This is a genomic window from Halorubrum saccharovorum DSM 1137 (assembly GCF_000337915.1).
GTDB classification, from domain to species: domain Archaea; phylum Halobacteriota; class Halobacteria; order Halobacteriales; family Haloferacaceae; genus Halorubrum; species Halorubrum saccharovorum.
Genome location: NZ_AOJE01000070.1, coordinates 324,702 through 340,742, shown reverse-complemented (window position 1 = coordinate 340,742; position 16,041 = coordinate 324,702). Strand labels below are relative to the sequence as shown.

The window sequence follows — 16,041 nt, the reverse complement described above, 5'->3', positions numbered from 1 at the left end:
TCGCTACACCACCTCGAACTCCGTTGATAACCCGCCAGATGTCACCTGGAACACTCCCGGCTCGACCGCCATGTCGCCGTCGGGTTGTACTACGCCGAGGTCGTCGACGTCGAGCGGGAGCGTCGTACTCGTGGACTCGCCTGCCGGCACAGAGACGCGTTTGAACGCCTTTAGCTCTCGTACGGGCGTTACGCGCGAGCTGACGCGATCACGAACGTACAGCTGCACGACCTCTTCGATCGATCGGTCGCCCCGGTTTTCGAGAGTTACCGTTACGTCGACTGTCTCTTGTGCACCCACTTTGGACTGTCCGGTTTCGATCTCCTCATAACTGCAGTCGGCGTAGCTCAACCCGTGCCCGAACTCGAAAAGGGGATCGTAAGACGGAGAATGTTCGCTTTCACCGATCGGAGCGGGATGCGGGAGCCGATCGTGTGTCTGCGGTAGCTGCCCCATCGACTTCGGCATTGATATCGGGAGCTTGCCGGACGGGTTTACCTCTCCGAACACGACCTCTGCGATTCCCTGGCCGCCCTCTTTTCCCGGGAGATATCCCATCAGAACCGCGTCGGCGTGCTCTATCACGTCGGTGAGCACGAGGGGCCGACCCGAAACCACGACGAGAACGGTCGGCGTCCCCGTCTCGTGGACGGTCTTGAGCAACTGTCGCTGAGCCGTAGGAAGTCTGAGCTGGTCCCGTTTCGGGAACTCGTCAGTCGGCCCCGTGACCGACCGCGGACCGAATTCGTGGATGTACCAGTTTTCGCCGAGGACGACGACGGCTGCATCGCTATCTTCGGCTTCGGAGCGAACCCGATCCAGATCTCTTGCCTCAGTTATTGACGAGCCCGGCTCGTGAGTAATACTAGTATTATCCCCGGTTACGAGTGCGACCCCGTCGCGGATCGTCGATCCGCGGTAATTGTCGTTCTGGACGACGCTCCACCCCCCACAGAGGTTGTTGATAGAGTCTGCGTTCGGCCCGGTGACTAGTACACTGTCGAGGTCCGGATCCAACGGGAGCGTCTCGTCGGTGTTCTGTAGCAGCGTCACTGACTGTCTGACGCTGTCAAGAGCAACTTGGCGATGATCTAACTTTCCGACGATATCACTGGCATCGCTCGGGTGAACAAACGGATCGTCGAACAGATCGAGTCGGAATTTTGCCTCGAGAACGCGTCGGACGTGCTCGTCCAACCGATCTTCGGGATACAGGTCGGATTCGACGAGGTGAATGATTCTGTCGGTGGTATCCGGACCTCCGACCGAGAACATATCCATCCCGGCGTCGAGCACCTGTCGCACCGCCTCTGGGAGAGAGTCGGCCGTTCGATGGTTATTTGGCAGCATTTCCGTGGCGAGCCAGTCCGAGTAGACCGCCCCTTGGAACCCCAGATCCTCGCGGAGCAGCTCTGTCAGGAACCGTCGCGATCCGTGTACGGGCTCCCGATCGACCGAGTTGTACGAGGGCATGATACCGAGCGTCCCCTCGTCGATAGCACGCCGGAACGGTGGTAGATACACCCTCCGGAGCGTCGTCGGCGAGATGTCAACCGGGGCCGCGTCCTCTCCCCGCGCGGGACTGCTGTACGCTGGGAAGTGTTTCGCTGTCGCAGCGACGCCGTCCGAGATGGACGCCTCTTGCCGTTGGAGCCCTTTGACTTCCGCTGCGACCAGCTCCTGTACCAAGTGCGGTGATTCACCGTAGGTTTCGTACGTCCTTCCCCACCGAGGGTCGCGGGCGACGTCCGCCGTCGGCGAGTAGTTCTGCGTGGCACCGGTCGCTCGCATCTCCTTTGCCGTAATACGGGCCGATCGTCTGACAATGTCCGGATTCCACGTCGCTGCCATTCCGAGGTTGTGAGGAAATATCGTACTCCCGTCGACGTTAGCGTGCCCGTGTATGGCGTCGACGGGGATGATTAACGGAACTCCTAACCGGGTCTCGTTTATTGCCACTCGCTGTAGCTGGTTCGCGATTCGAGACGTGACAGCGGGGTTGTTATACGGGGATATACCGGTCCCGAACGGGGTCACGGATCCGATATCGGAGGTGCGGATCGCGTCCTTGACATCGTTCAGAGTCTGTTCCACCAGCCCGGCGACGTTCGTACCGCTATCGGACATAGAGAGCTTCCCGACCCACATTCCGGTCAACTGGCCCGCCTTCTCTTCGATCGTCATCCGACCTAGGAGATCGTCCACCCGTGCGCTGATCGGGGCATTTGAATCCTTATATGTGTGATTTACCTCAGTCATAAGCCAGCGTATCCTTCAATCGGATTTAAATCTGTGGTCGATATTCTGCAAACCCCGTCGTCTGTCCGTGTCATCGGTGAGAACCCACTTGTCAGATGGCGTAGATCAGATGTTTTTCTACATCTATCTTGGTATCTTCACACACTGGTATTACTATCAATACTCAGGATACGGGACGACACACCGATCGACAAATCGTTCTCAATAGAACCACAGATTTTTCATGATCAATTGGATATTTTAACATGGCATAATCCGTTACACTATTAGTTTTGTAACGTATCGATCGAGTGGTTCCCGGAGCATTACTAGTACGAAGTGAAGAATATCAATAGGACCGATACCGATACGACTGAGCTTCCGTTATCGGAACCGTCAACCGTGGCTACGGCGTGAAGCGATCGGCTTTCGGAGAGTTCGACAGATTACGCGTCGATTTCGACACACCGGCGAGATACCGGGCTCAGAGGATGTCTGAGTCTCGCCGTCTGATTGAAGTCAAAGCGCGATCGCACGAACGGGCTCTCGTCTCTCTGCAGTTGTTGGTACACGTGCGAATATCATCACTTCCCCACTATTTTATTATAGGTGACAAACTACGAGGTGGTAGCTCGATAATAAATCGAATTCTTGTATACAAGTGAGTGGAATATGGGCAAACACTGGGTACACACGCATGAGTGAAAAAAATCGAAGACGGAAGGGGCGAGATCGTGAAAATAGTCGAGAATTATCAGTTGCGACTCGGCGAGGCGTTCTCACGGGGATCGGTGTGTTTGGTCTCGGGAGTTCGGCTACGAGACTCGTGCGGGCCGATGATCTCTCCGAAGACAGCGAAAGCGCACGGGGAGCAACTGACGACATCCCCATCTCAACACAGCTTTGGACGTACGATGCGAACTCCGACAAGTCCGTTGCAGAGTTGATCCGCGCGAGCGCCGCTGCCGGGTACGACGCCGTCGAACCGTTCTATCTCGACAACCCGGCGGTGATCGCGACTGCAGTTGAGGAGACGGACGTTACCATGCGTAGTGCCCACGTCAGTGTTGGTCACCTTGAGGAGGAGTTCGACACACTCGCTCGGACGTACACTGATTTCGGCGCGTCGACTCTCATTCACGGATATCAATCTCCGAACACGTTTACGGACGAAGACTCCATCGTGGCGTTCGCAGATCGAATTAATGCGATGGCGGACCGGCTGGCTGACTGGGGGATCGAGTACGGCTATCACAACTACAACCACGAGTTCGAGATGACCCTCGGAGACGAGACCGCTTACGACGTTTTTGCTCGACACATCAGTGACGACGTCCACCTCCAGTTGGACGTTGGGTGGTCGCTCGTTGGCGGCGCGGATCCGGCCGGTGTTCTCAGCGAATACAGCGGCAATATCGGCTCGCTCCACGTGAAAGATATGAGCACGGCGGGAACGTTTGAGGAGATCGGCGAAGGCGACGTGAATACGGATTCCCTCGCTGACGTCATCAGGGAAACCTCGGACATCGACTTTCTCGTTTATGAGTACGATGGTGCGCCGAATCCGATGGAATCTCTCGAGACGGGGGCCGAATTCCTCGACACTTGGAGCCGAACGCTGATCTGACTTCTCTCCCGTATCGTGTCGGCGAGGCGGAGTCTACTCCTGATAGGCACCTTCGCGGACGAACGTAACGGGACAGGGTGCGGTAAGCAGGACTTCCTGCGCGGTGCTACCGAACACTGCCTTTCCGGTTGGCGATCGTTTCCGGCCTCCCACAAGAAGTACGTCAGATCCAACGTCTTTCGCTATGCGGACGATCTCGTCGGCCTCGTCGCCTAGCGCGGCCCTCGTTTCGACGTCGATTCCGGCATCATCCAGCCGTTCTAGGAGTTCGCCCACGAGATCGGTCTCTTCGGCTAGCGTTTCCGGTGAGAGATCCTGCTCTCTCACGTCGAGTCCGAGTTGGTCGATCGCGTCTTGGTAACTCTGCACCTCGTCTTCGTACTCGCTTTTGGAGATCACATGGGCCACGATGACCGTCGCATCGGTCGGCTTGGCGATGTCAATGGCGTGCCTGACGAGTTCGTCAACTCTCGTCTCATCGTCACGACCGACTGCGAGCAGGACCGTTTCGATCATTAACTGCGACGTTCATTACCTCCATATAAATAAACACCGGAACGAATAAATAATATTAATAATACGATTAACAATTTGGCGCACAGGTCAGCCACGGTCGGGATCGGGTTCCGACGGGTCATGGAGACCGTATCGCTACGCGTTGGCTCTCGGTGTATCGCAGTTGTTGGGACGAACGGCACGTCGGCCCGTACGTCGATGTCGGCCGTCTCGCCCGCCGTCAGAGGCTGGGAATACCGGTGTGGTCTTCACGCCTGGCCGCGCTTCGAAGATAGCGTGTCTGAGCTCCTCCCTTACCGTTCCAGGTGAGAATCGCTGATCAGCCCCGGATCTCTTGTTCGAGGATCGTTTCGCCCCCCGCGCAGGTGAACGCGACGACCTGACGTGAGGAGCAACACGATGGCACCGTTTTCTCGGACATCGACACCTCGCTCCCGGTTGTCGGGCACTTCGGAACGAACAGTCGGAGCCCGGTGAGGAGTTGCGCGCGCTCTTGCGCGTCGAACTCTTCCCACATCGGAAGCTGTGCGTCGAGCACGGCTGCTCCAGTTATGTCAGCACACACCGCGGCTTCGGACGGCCAATGGCCGGCCCACGTCCCATCGCACGTGAGGTCCACGCCGGTCTGATCCTCTGTCAGACTCACCGAACTGTGCGTATCGACTCCGGGTAACATGAGCGAGACCCCGGACGCCGTCACTCCGTCGCACGACTCGATTTCAGCGTTCCAGCGCTCCCGGGCTTGATCGGTGAGGCACAAATCCGCGCCGTCGTCGCAGATCCGTAATACGTTCTCAGACAGGAGGATCTCCTCGGTATCGAGGTCGGATGCGTCCTCCGCGAGTTCGCCGTTGCTCTCGGTGGTCGTTTGCTGCTTGCCGAACCATCGAAGCACGCGCTTTGGCAGGTATCGTTTGGTCAACGCGGGCGTTCCGGGGATGAGGTACCCCCGCAACCCGATCGCGAGGACCGCGATACCCAGCACACCTCCGGCGAGATAGAGTGACTCCACTGCCGCGATCGCCGCCAGAATGATCCCGATCACCGAATTAACGATCGTACACGGGAGGCATCGATTGTTACCCGTATACCGCGGGTCCTGAATCGACTGTATGTAGCGCATTCGCTTATGTCGCTTGAATAGACGCCGTGATATAATTGTTTCTCAAACTCGGGATCAGCGTGGAAATTTCCGCCCTCGACGAGAGCGGGACCGGTGCTCAGTGTCGCGGGCTCTGGACGGACCTCGATTCATCTCGAACACAACCTCGGAAGGATTCGGTGATCGGGATCATTCTGGTTCTGATACGTACTTTGCGTTCGAATGATCCGCGTGTCCACGATCGGTGAAATGATCGACGCAGCCAAAATGATTGAAAGCGATGGTATTCGTTCTTTCATCATATACAATATGTCTTTATGGAATTTCCGAACTCGTGTTGTCGGACGCGGTGGCTGAGGCTTTTCGTCGGGCGCGCCGATGAGATCGCCGGGGTCACCGGTGAGGTCACGGAGTCTACGCCATCGGAGGTCTCGGAAGGGTCATGAGAGGTTCCCGCGATATCGGAAACTGGGGCCTCGGGGCCGTCGTGAGCGAAGATTTACTTGGCTTCCGAAGTAGTCGCAAGGCACGGCCAGTGAGGCCTGCCGCTCCTGTACCGCTTTTAATCGACGGCAACTCGGTCCGGATGGATCCCCGCCGGTGGCTCATCAAGCGGTCTTCCGTACCGGTTATGAACCGCGACGCAACCGCGTTCGACAGCATATCATAAAGAAAGCTAACTGTATTCGAAAGTGGTATTTCTGGCAGATAATGGTTGATTCCGTCGTCTATAATCTCGCGGGTATCGGCTCTCGCTCCACAGTCTCAAGGCCGATTCGCTGGGCACGCCCGAGGGGCGGGTTTCGGCGTATCGCGTCGAAGTCCCGTCCGGACTCACTCGCGGCGCACCACAGCGGTCGGTGAGGGCATCGAACCACTAAGGGGCTATCAGTGAGAAGCGGTACCCATGACAGACACGGAGCACGGCGATGGCCCGAGTGATCTCGACGGGATGTCCATCGACCGGGCGGTCGACATCGTCGACGACGACGAGCGAAACTCCAGCGAAGTGCGAGAAACGCTCGCGATCGTCGCCCGGGACGGGACGGTCCGACGGGAGGCTGTCGACGACGCCCTCGCGAACGCGTCGATGGTAGTGACCACCGCCGAGACGAGGGTTGAGCTCGCGGCCGAAAAGCTGGACGACGCTCGGGAAACGGCCGACCCGGTCTCGGATATGGCCCTCGTTTCGGCGCGCACCGACGACTTCGAAGCGCGTCTCGACCGTATCGAGGACCGAGCGGACGACCTCGGAAACGCGGTACAGGAGGTGCTCGCGATGAAGGACGAGGGCGACCTCTACGAGATTGCACGGCGGATTAAACGGGTGACGAACGCCGCCTCCGAAGTTCAGCGAATCGCCGACGACTTTCAGTTAGAGATCGAGGCGTTCGGGGAGTGGCTCGCTGACGCCGACCGACGAGCCGAAGAGCTCGCGGGCGACGTCGAGGCGCTCGCGGAGTCAGTGAACGAGCTGGATGCGATCGCCGAGACGCTCGCGGTCGGCGACGAGGGACCCGAGGGGGAGGCGGCGAACAGGTGGGCCGCGGCGATGGTTCGCCACCGCGTCGCGTCGCTGATGATCGCGGATCTCCGGGCGGAACTGGCGGCGCTTCGAACGTGGGCCGAGCGTGAGAGCGAGCGTTCTCCGTCGGACATCGAACCGCGCCTCGACGAGGTTCAGGCCAGCCACGAGGCCGTCGGAGAGCGGCTCGTCGCGCGTGCCGAGCCGGAGTGGACCGCGCGCTTCGACGATCGGTTGACCGCGCTCGACGCGGAGCTCGAAGCGATGGAGCCCCCGGTCGCGTGGGCTGCTGTCGAAGCCGTCGTCGCGGACCACCAACCCGCGGTCGAGTAGGACCGGCGTCTCCGAAGCGACAGCTCGTGTCCAGCCGGTCTGTCAGTCAGAGATCGGTGTTTTCGGCGCGAATCGCGGCGCTCGCCGCGGTATCTGCCATGTGTCGGCCACAGTCAGCCGTTCGCCGCAGGTGCGAGAGCACGTCGGTCAGGGCGACTGTCGTGGGCATCGGTCCCGAAACTGCCCCGTCGTACAGACGCCGTTCGACCGCAGCGATGTCTTCCGCGGCGCCGTCACATCGATCCCTCGCCTGTTGAGCCTTCGTCCCGTCGTCGCCGAGGACGGCGGTTACCACGTCGTCGACGGCGCACGCAACGTCGTCGGCTACGGAACACACGTCCCTGGCCGCCTCGTCCGGGAGTGGCTCGGGGAGCTTCTCCCCGGTGCCCGCGATCCGAACGGCCTGCTGGGTGACCGTCTCGAGACGCCGAGCGATAGCGTGGAAGGCGAACAGTTCTGGTCGGGAAACGCCCAGCGCGTCGAGCTCGGCGGGCGAGGTCAGTGACCGGGAGAAGTGTCGCGTGACCATCTCGGCGGAGCGTCGCGCTTCGCAGGCGCGGTCGCGGATTCCCGCGTGCGTATCAGCGGCGTCGACGAACCGCTCGCTCGCGTCGCGGAGGAGCGAGGCGACCACGCGCTGGAGTCGAAGGATCGACTGGCAGACGGAGACGGACGAGGTGTCCAAGAGGTGTCTGATCGTGATCTCCGCGTCCGACTCGCTGAGGACGTTCGTCCCGACGAGGTCCCGAACCGTCGACCGGACGGCCTCGCGCTCCGCGTCGGAGAACGAGCCCGTCCGATGCAGCGTTATCGTCTCGAACCCGGCCGCGTGAGCGGTCCGAACCGCGCGCTCGACGGCTCCGGTGCCGCCCCCTGGGACGTCGACGGTCGCCTCGTCCAGACAGCCGACGTCGGCGTCCGAGGACCTGACGAGGATCGACCCGTCACGGTGGGTGTACAGGTGCAGGTCCATGCCGACCTCGAGGCCGTGACTCGCCGCCCACTCCTTCGGGATCGAGACGGTGAACGTTCCGCCGCCGACCTCCTGGAGCTTTCTCGTCTCCATCGTCAGTAGATCAGCTCGGGGTCACCGTCGCTCATGTACAGCGTCCGCGCGGCGATGTTGACGGCGTGGTCTCCGACCCGCTCCAGATCGCGGACCGTGAGCAGCAGTCGCGATACGTCGTCAAGCAGTCGCTCGATGTCCCAGCGGTCGGGCTCGCTGGCGACCAGTTCGCGGACGACGGCCTCGCTGGCGTTTTGACACGAGGCGTCGAGGTCGTCGTCTCGTTCGGCGATCGCTCGACACGCCTCGGGATCGGCTTCGACGTAGGCGTCGAGCGCCTTTTCCGCCTGCTTGGAGGCGGTCTCGCCGATCCCTCGGAGCCGGCTCTCCGAGATGACTTCCGAGCTGCCGGCGAGGGCGTACCGGGCGAGGTTCGTCGCGAGGTCGCCGATCCGCTCCAGATCGGTGAGGATCTTGAACGACGCGGCGACGAAGCGCAGATCCGAGGCGACGGGTTGTTGGAGCGCGATCAGCTCGATACAGTCGGCCTCGAGATCGAGGTACTGCTGGTTGACACGCTCGTCGCCGTCGATCACCTCACGCGCCAGCCCGCGGTCGTCGCGTTCGAGCGCATCCAGCGACCGACCGAGCTGATCGAGCACCTCCCTCCCCATCGACTCCACGTCGGCACGCAGCTCGTCGAGCGACTCGCGATAGTCCTCGCGGGGCACGGCGATCACCCGAACTTCCCGCTGACGTAATCCTCGACGCGCTGGCTCTCGGGGTTCTCGAAGATCTTCTCGGTGTCGTCGTACTCGACGAGCTCGCCGCCGGTGAGGAAGACGGCGGTCTGGTCGGAGACGCGGGCGGCCTGTTGCATGCTGTGAGTGACGACGACGACCGTGTAATCCCGCGCGAGGTCCTCGATGAGGTCCTCGATCTTCGAGGTGGCGATCGGATCGAGCGCCGAGGCCGGCTCGTCCATGAGGATGACCTCCGGATCGACGGCCAGACACCGGGCGATACAGAGGCGCTGTTGTTGCCCCCCGGACAGCCCGAGCGCGTTGTCGTCCAACCGGTCGCTCACCTCCTCCCACAGCGCGGCCCGTTCGAGCGACCGCTCGACGAGCGCCTCCTCGCGGTCGGGCTCCGCGCGCCCGGTCAGTCGGGCGAGCAGGCCCGTCTCGATATCGCCGTGTTTCCGCGGTCCGTACGACACGTTCTCTCGGATCGACTTGGGGAACGGGTTGGGGCTCTGAAACACCATCCCGACCCGCTTACGCAGCTCGACGAGGTCGACGCCGTCCTGGTAGATGCCCTCGCCGTCGAGCGCGACCGACCCGTCGACGCTGGCGGCGCGGATGCGGTCGTTCATCCGGTTGAGACACCGGAGGAACGTCGACTTCCCGCAGCCGGACGGACCGATCAGCGCCGTCACGCTCTCTTCGGGGATGTCCATCGAGACGCCCTTGAGCGCGTGGTCGTCGCCGTAGTGGACATCGAGGTCGTCGACGGCGAGTTTGGTCTCGCCGCCGGCGTCGTAGCTCGTCCACTCGGGACGCGTCTCCTCGGCGGTCTCGCCGGCGGTCGTGGAGACATCTTGTCCGTCGGTGCGGTTCACAGTCGTCGCTGCGGTCTCTGCGGTCTCTGCGGTCTCCGCAGTCTCCGCGGTGTCTGTCTGACTCATTGGTGAAGCTTCTGTCTGAAGTAGTAGCGCGTCGCGATACCGACTGCGTAGAAGGCCAACACGACGAGCAGCAGCGTCAGCGCCAGCCCCCACGCGAACTCCTGCGGGTTCCGGATGTTCCCGCTCAACCCCGCAGTGATGAGCGCGTACAGCTGGTACGGCAGCGCGCTCGTCGCCTCCAACAGCGCGGGGTTGCTGACGAACGGCGGCGAGGCGCTCAGGCGGAAGCTACCCAACACGTCGGGGGCCGCCGCCTTCGCCGGCAGGACGCCGCCGCCCATCGTCAACAGGATCGGGGCGGTCTCGCCCGCGATCCGCCCGACGCCGAGGATGACGCCGGTGGTAACGCCGGGAATCGCCGCGGGGAGGACGACGCTGCGGATCGTCTGCCACTTGGAGACGCCGAGCGCCGCGCTGGCGTCGCGATACTCGTCGGGGACCGCGAGGATCGCCTCCCGGCTCGTGATCAACACCAGCGGCAACAGCATGAACCCGAGCGTCAGCATTCCGGCGATCAGCGACTTCTGGTTGCCGAACCGGGGGATCAGGAAGGCGGCGCCGAACAGGCCGAACACGATGCTCGGCGTGCTCCAGAGTCCGTTCGTCGCCACTTCGACGGCCCCCGTGAAGCGGCCCTGCTCGGCGTACTCGCTGAGGAACACGGCGGCGCCGACGCCGGTCGGCACGGCGAAGCAGACGGCGCCGACGACCAGCCAGACCGTCCCCACGAGCGCGGGAAACACGCCCGCGACGTCGGCCAACAGCCCGGCGCCGTTGGTCAGGAACGGCCAGCTGACGAGGCCGGCCCCGCCGACGCTAACCCCGTTCAACAGCCCGGGGAGTCCCTTGGCCGCGACGAAGGCGACGAGCCCGACGAGCACCGCCAGGATCGAGCCGACGACGAGGTAGATGAGCACGTACGCGCCGACGTTGCGGCCGCGGGCGCCGAACCCGCCGGACGCCTTCGCGGCGCTCCAGCCGGTCACCAGCGAGGCGAACAGCACGACCACGGGAACGACGGTGTCGCCGAACAGGGTCGCGTTGTACCCGACGAGCGCGTGTTCCCAGCCGGGGCCGACGACGCCGCTGATGAGCGCCAGCCCGCAGAGCCCGGCGACGGCCCCCGCGGGCACCGTCGATCCGATGTCTTCGCGCGGGAGCGCGGTCGTCGCGAACGCGACGCCGCCGAGGACCGCGCCGCCTCCGAGCCGGCCGCCGGTCCCGAGCCCCGCGGCACCGGACGCGGCCGCGCCCACGGCGACCCAGATCCCCGTGAATGCGGCGGCGGCGACGATCCCCGCGCTGGGCTGGGGCCCGGTGTCCACGTACCCCGTCCGTGAGGCGACGCCGAACCCGACGACCGCCGCGCCGAGCGCGAGCAGTACCGCGCCGAGCGCCACCGACAGCCCGACGCCGGCGACGGGGGCGTCGATCGCGACCAGGCCCAACAGCGCCGCCAGCCCGACCGCGAACGCGATCCCGGAGAGCCCGACCGCGCTCCCGGCGGCGGCCTCGTAGGCCGTGCGGTCGTCTCGGACGAGCGCGGTCCGGGTGGCGCGGCTCATTCGGCACCCCCGAGGCGCCGCCGCATCCGCGCCTCGATGTACTGCGAGCCGACGCTCAGACACAACACGGTGACGAACAGGACGACGCCGGCGGCGAACAGCGCGCTCTCGTGGACGCCGTTCGCGCTGCCGTAGCCGCGCGCGATGAGCGACGTGAGCGTCTCGTAGCCGTAGAAGACGTTCACGAGGGGGTCGCTGATCCGCGGGACCCCGGCCAGCATCACCGTCGCGGCCATCGTCTCGCCGATGGCCCGCCCGACCCCGAGGAGGACGGCGGCCGAGACGCCCGAGAAGGCCGCGGGCAGCGTGATCGAGGTCATCGACTGCCAGTCGGTCGCGCCGAGTGCGAGCGAGCCGTCCTTCATCACGTCCGGCACGCTCGTCAACGCGTCTTCGGCCACCGAGACGACGGTCGGGAGCGCCATCAGCCCGACGACCATCCCGACGAACAGGTACGTCGAGCCGCCGTTGAGGGCGAACGCGTCGCTCGCCCACGGGTTGATGACGGTGAAGCCGATGAAGCCGTACACAATCGAGGGGATGCCCGCCAGCACCTCGATGCCGGGCTTGACGAGTTCGCGGACCCGCGGCGGCGCGATCTCGGCGACAAAGAGCGCCGCGGCGACGCCGAGGGGCGCCGCCACGAGCGTCGCGATGGTCGTCACCATCACCGTCCCGTGGATCATCGGGAGCAGCGAGTAGCGAACGGGCTCCGAGACGGCGTCCCAGCGGGCCTGTGCGAACATGCCGAGCCCGGGAACGGAGACGCCGAAGACGCTCGCCGTCTCGTACCGGAACGCGGGGATCGACTCCGCGAAGATGAAGGCGACGACGAGCCCGAGCGTGACGAGCGTCACGGTCGTCATGGCGAAGGCGACCGCGCGGGCGACGAGCGCCTGATGGCGGACCCAGCCGTAGCCGGCGGCGATCAGGAACGCGCCGAACGGAACGGCCGTCCATGCGGACGCCAGCAGGAACCCGACGAAGGCGACCAGGAGCGACCCCATCGAGGCGAGGATCACTGCCAGCGCCTCCGGGTCGGCGTCGTCGACGAACGCTCGGGTTCTGGTCAGCCGTCGCTCGATGCTCGCGCGCCAGTCGGTTCGGGGGGTGGTGAGTGACATATAATGGGGTCGGACCGCGAGGCGAGCGTCCGCGCGACCGCGGACTTACGCCTGATCGGGGAGCTTCTCGCGTTCGGCCTCGATGTCCGAGGTCGGCAGCGTGATGTAGTTGACGTCCTCGACGAACGTCTTCTGGCCGAACTCGGTCAGGAACATGTTGAGGAACGCCGCCTCGCGCCTGTCCGTTCCCTCGGGCGTCTCCTCGTCTATCCGCGTGTACATGTGCAGGTCCCGGTTCAGCGGGTACTCGGAGTCGAAGATGGTGTTCTCGGCGTCGGGGTCCGGACGGTAGACGGTGCCCTCGAAGTCGATGGCGATCGCCTGGATCCCCGAGCCGGAGAACGCCAGCGCCATGTAGCCGATGGCGTTGTCGTTGTCCTGGAGGACCTGTTGGACCTGCTGATTCTGTCCGAGGCGCGTGTCGACGTCCATCGGCGCGTCGGCGTCGCCGAGCATGTTCAGCCGGAACGACGTGTCGGTCCCGGAGCCCTCGGCGCGGCCGACCACGTAGATCTCTCGGTCCGGACCGCCGACCTCGCTCCAGTTCGAGATGTCGCCCTGGTAGATGCCGCGGATCTGGTCGCCGGTGAGCTGCTCGACGCCGGCGTCGTAGATGGCCTGGCTGACGAACACGGGCTGGCCGTCGCGGCCGACGACGTGGTCGACGTAGTTCTCGTCGCGCTGCTCCTCGCTGATGTCGAGCTCCGCCGTGATCGGCCCCGAGGAGTTCCCGATGTCGACGAGGCCGTCCCGGACCGCCTCACAGCCCGTCCCCGAGTGGCTCAGCGCGACGCGGGTCGCGAACGGCGGGTTCGAGCGCTCGCCGGTCGGCTCGAAGCCGTACAGGCTGGCGAAGTAGTCGGCGATGTTCATGTCGGTCTCGATCTGGTCCCACCCGGCGACCGACGACTCGCTATTGGAGCCCCAGTACTCGCCGTCGCTCGCCGGCGAGTTCGAGTTCCAGTAGGAGCTCCCCTTGTTCGAGATGGGGTACACCGTCGACGACCCCTCGGCCGTCACCGTCGCCGGCGCCGACGACCCGGACTCCATGGAGTTGGTGCTCTCACTCCCGCCGCTGTCGCTCCCGTCACCGCCGTCGCTTCCGCCGCTCCCGTCGCCGCCGTCGCCGCCGCTCCCGCTGTTGCCGCTACACCCCGCGAGGCCGGCCGCCCCGACCGCGGCCGACGTGAGCAGATACTTTCGGCGTGATACCGCGTCCGCCTGACGCCCCGAATCACGTGACATCAGGTGAGTGCAGGCGGGATTCTATTAAACAGGTTTATAATAGGTTACTATACGGATACTTTTCGGCACCGTGTCGCCAGTATCGGGCAGTATCGATCGGTATCGATACTGATCGGTATATATCGATACTGATTCCTCGGCGAACCGGACCGGTCGGTGGCCGTGCGACGGCGCAGTCGACACGGCGGCCGGATCGGCGGTCACCGAAACACGGCGGCCGGATCGGCGCCCGTTCGCTTATTTCACCAGCGTCGTCGGAACCGCCGTCTCACGGGCGACGGCCTCGGCGACGCTCCCGATCAGAGCCCTCGAGAGTCCCGAGCGACCGTGCGTGCCGAGCACGACGTGATCGAACCCCTCGCCCTCGGCGTACTCGGCGACGCGGCGCTTCGGCTCGCCCGTGAGGAAGGTGACCGCCACATCCCGGTCGCCGGCGATCTCGCTGACGGCGTCGAACACCGACGCGGCGGTCTCGTCGCCCGCGCCCGCGACCTCGTCGAGCGAGCCGCCGACGACCTCCTCCGTGTCTTGGGGGAGCATGTCGAGCTCGGGGGAGGCGACGTGGACGACGGTGATGCGCGCGTCCGGGAACGTTTCGAGGGCGAACGCGAGCGCCTCGCGGCCCAGCGGCGAGTCGTCCATCGCGACGAGCACGTCGTCGGTCATACGTCGGCTTCGACGGGCGACGGTATCAAACCGGGGCTTTCCGGGACCCATCAGGGAGCACGGGCGTCGTCCGTCGCGCGAACACGTTCGGGGGAGACCCCAAACGGATGGGGCGGGAAGCCCGGAGTACTCCGATGTTCGACGACCTCGACACGGACCGGCGGCCGCTGGTTCTCATTTGGGAGGTGACGCAGGCGTGCGGGCTCGCCTGCCGTCACTGTCGCGCCGACGCGAAGCCGGCGCGGCACCCCGACGAGCTGACGACCGCGGAGGGGAAGCGCCTCCTCGACGACGCGGCGGCGTTCGGGGACGGCCAGCTCGTCGTGCTCTCCGGCGGCGATCCGCTCGCCAGAGACGACCTCCTGGAGCTGGTCTCGTACGGCGACGATCGGGGGCTCCGCATGACGATCACCCCCAGCGGGACGCGATCGCTGACGCCCGACCGGGTCGAGGCCCTCGCCGACGCCGGGGTCCGGCGGATGGCGCTCAGCCTCGACGGCGCGACGCGGGATATCCACGACCGGTTCCGGGGCGAGGAGAGCTTCGAGAGCACGCTGGAGGCGGCGGAGGCGGCGTCCGACGCGGCGCTCCCGCTGCAGATCAACACGACCGTCTGCGCGGAGACGGTCGACGAGCTCCCCGCGATCCGGGACCGCGTGCGAGACCTCGGCGCCGTCCTCTGGAGCGTGTTCTTCCTCGTTCCGGTGGGTCGGGGCCGGATCCTCGATCCCATCTCGCCGGAGCGGGCCGAGGCCGTGATGGAGTGGCTCCACGGCGTCGCCGAGTCGGAGCCGTTCGGCGTCAAGACGACCGAGGCGCCCTTCTACCGCCGGGTCGGTATTCAGTCGGACGGCGACGAGGGGGCGGCCCGACGGCGCGGCGGAATCACCGCCGGCCGCGGGTTCGCGTTCGTGAGCCACACCGGCGAGGCGTACCCGTCCGGGTTCCTCCCGGAGTCCGCCGGCAACGTCCGCGACCGATCGATCGTCGACATCTACCGGCACTCAGACCTCTTCGAGTCGCTCCGCGAACCGGACAGGCTGAAAGGGAAGTGCGGCGCCTGCGAGTTCCGACGGGTGTGCGGGGGGAGCCGCTCGCGGGCGTTCGCGACGACCGGGGACCCCCTGGAGAGCGACCCGCTCTGTCCGTACGTTCCGGAGGGGTACGACGGCGAGTTGCCGGCGACGCTCGGCGCCGGTTCCGAGGGACCGGCGGGGACGACCGACGCCGCGGACTGACGCCTCTCAGAGCCTCGGACGCGTGGCAGTTGGATATGCGGTTCGATCGCCCCGTCGAACCCTCAGAAGGGTTCTGCCGCCACCGAATTCTGAGTGCCGATCACCTCAGAGGGGCCGTACCCCGTGATGCGCGTGGCGCCCGTCGAGGATGACGCGGGCCCCCGTGAAA

The 16,041-nt window shown here is 64.6% G+C and carries 13 protein-coding genes; 3 read left to right on the top strand and 10 right to left on the bottom strand.

What is annotated here, in order from left to right; all coding sequences use genetic code 11:
- Nucleotides 1-3: 3 nt before the first annotated feature.
- Nucleotides 4-2,259 (bottom strand): glycoside hydrolase family 3 N-terminal domain-containing protein, encoded by a 2,256-nt coding sequence (locus C471_RS15955; protein WP_049909495.1) that lies wholly within the window; start codon nucleotides 2,257-2,259, stop codon nucleotides 4-6.
- An 805-nt stretch (nucleotides 2,260-3,064) separates the two neighbouring features.
- Here C471_RS15955 and C471_RS15950 point away from each other — a divergent pair.
- Nucleotides 3,065-3,865: a sugar phosphate isomerase/epimerase family protein gene (locus C471_RS15950; protein ID WP_049909493.1), complete on the top strand. Its 801-nt coding sequence runs from the start codon at nucleotides 3,065-3,067 to the stop codon at nucleotides 3,863-3,865.
- A gap of 33 nt (nucleotides 3,866-3,898) precedes the next feature.
- Here the strand turns inward: C471_RS15950 and C471_RS15945 are convergent, their stop codons facing one another.
- Entirely contained in the window at nucleotides 3,899-4,381 is a 483-nt protein-coding gene (locus C471_RS15945) for a universal stress protein (protein ID WP_004050769.1), read from the bottom strand.
- Nucleotides 4,382-4,700: 319 nt separating this feature from the next.
- Complete coding sequence (locus C471_RS15940; RefSeq protein ID WP_004050763.1) at nucleotides 4,701-5,426, bottom strand: hypothetical protein; 726 nt, start codon at nucleotides 5,424-5,426, stop codon at nucleotides 4,701-4,703.
- 964 nt (nucleotides 5,427-6,390) lie between these two features.
- On the opposite strand from C471_RS15940, the gene C471_RS15935 reads away from it, so the two are divergent.
- Nucleotides 6,391-7,341 (top strand): hypothetical protein, encoded by a 951-nt coding sequence (locus tag C471_RS15935; protein WP_004050762.1) that lies wholly within the window; start codon nucleotides 6,391-6,393, stop codon nucleotides 7,339-7,341.
- A 46-nt stretch (nucleotides 7,342-7,387) separates the two neighbouring features.
- On the opposite strand, the gene C471_RS15930 is transcribed toward C471_RS15935, so the two are convergent.
- The 7 genes from C471_RS15930 to C471_RS15900 form a co-directional block, all read right to left on the bottom strand.
- Nucleotides 7,388-8,407: an AbrB/MazE/SpoVT family DNA-binding domain-containing protein gene (locus C471_RS15930; protein WP_004050760.1), complete on the bottom strand. Its 1,020-nt coding sequence runs from the start codon at nucleotides 8,405-8,407 to the stop codon at nucleotides 7,388-7,390.
- Between the two features lie 2 nt (nucleotides 8,408-8,409).
- Nucleotides 8,410-9,087, bottom strand: a complete 678-nt coding sequence (gene phoU, locus C471_RS15925) for a phosphate signaling complex protein PhoU (protein WP_004050758.1) — start codon at nucleotides 9,085-9,087, stop codon at nucleotides 8,410-8,412.
- A complete protein-coding gene (gene pstB / locus C471_RS15920) occupies nucleotides 9,084-10,034 on the bottom strand; it encodes a phosphate ABC transporter ATP-binding protein PstB (RefSeq protein ID WP_004050752.1) in 951 nt (316 codons plus the stop codon). The genes phoU and pstB overlap by 4 nt, the downstream gene beginning before the upstream one ends.
- Nucleotides 10,031-11,599: a phosphate ABC transporter permease PstA gene (gene pstA, locus C471_RS15915; RefSeq protein WP_004050751.1), complete on the bottom strand. Its 1,569-nt coding sequence runs from the start codon at nucleotides 11,597-11,599 to the stop codon at nucleotides 10,031-10,033. The genes pstB and pstA overlap by 4 nt, the downstream gene beginning before the upstream one ends.
- A complete protein-coding gene (gene pstC, locus C471_RS15910) occupies nucleotides 11,596-12,723 on the bottom strand; it encodes a phosphate ABC transporter permease subunit PstC (protein ID WP_004050750.1) in 1,128 nt (375 codons plus the stop codon). The genes pstA and pstC overlap by 4 nt, the downstream gene beginning before the upstream one ends.
- Before the next feature lie 45 nt (nucleotides 12,724-12,768).
- On the bottom strand, nucleotides 12,769-13,968 hold the full coding sequence (locus tag C471_RS15905; protein WP_004050749.1) for a substrate-binding domain-containing protein: 1,200 nt from the start codon (nucleotides 13,966-13,968) through the stop codon (nucleotides 12,769-12,771).
- A 237-nt stretch (nucleotides 13,969-14,205) separates the two neighbouring features.
- The gene (locus tag C471_RS15900) at nucleotides 14,206-14,634 is read right to left on the bottom strand and encodes a universal stress protein (RefSeq protein WP_004050748.1); all 429 of its coding nucleotides are present in this window, start codon (nucleotides 14,632-14,634) and stop codon (nucleotides 14,206-14,208) included.
- Nucleotides 14,635-14,768: 134 nt separating this feature from the next.
- Between C471_RS15900 and C471_RS15895 the strand changes: the two genes are divergently transcribed.
- Nucleotides 14,769-15,872: a radical SAM protein gene (locus C471_RS15895; RefSeq protein WP_049909489.1), complete on the top strand. Its 1,104-nt coding sequence runs from the start codon at nucleotides 14,769-14,771 to the stop codon at nucleotides 15,870-15,872.
- The last annotated feature ends 169 nt before the right edge of the window (nucleotides 15,873-16,041 follow it).

Coding starts and splice junctions, on each gene's coding strand:
- C471_RS15955 (WP_049909495.1), bottom strand. CDS start 2,259: ATGACTGAGGTAAATCACACATATAAGGATTCAAATGCCCCGATCAGC.
- C471_RS15945 (WP_004050769.1), bottom strand. CDS start 4,381: ATGATCGAAACGGTCCTGCTCGCAGTCGGTCGTGACGATGAGACGAGA.
- C471_RS15935 (WP_004050762.1), top strand. CDS start 6,391: ATGACAGACACGGAGCACGGCGATGGCCCGAGTGATCTCGACGGGATG.
- C471_RS15930 (WP_004050760.1), bottom strand. CDS start 8,407: ATGGAGACGAGAAAGCTCCAGGAGGTCGGCGGCGGAACGTTCACCGTC.
- pstB (WP_004050752.1), bottom strand. CDS start 10,034: ATGAGTCAGACAGACACCGCGGAGACTGCGGAGACCGCAGAGACCGCA.
- pstA (WP_004050751.1), bottom strand. CDS start 11,599: ATGAGCCGCGCCACCCGGACCGCGCTCGTCCGAGACGACCGCACGGCC.
- pstC (WP_004050750.1), bottom strand. CDS start 12,723: ATGTCACTCACCACCCCCCGAACCGACTGGCGCGCGAGCATCGAGCGA.
- C471_RS15905 (WP_004050749.1), bottom strand. CDS start 13,968: ATGTCACGTGATTCGGGGCGTCAGGCGGACGCGGTATCACGCCGAAAG.
- C471_RS15900 (WP_004050748.1), bottom strand. CDS start 14,634: ATGACCGACGACGTGCTCGTCGCGATGGACGACTCGCCGCTGGGCCGC.
- C471_RS15895 (WP_049909489.1), top strand. CDS start 14,769: ATGTTCGACGACCTCGACACGGACCGGCGGCCGCTGGTTCTCATTTGG.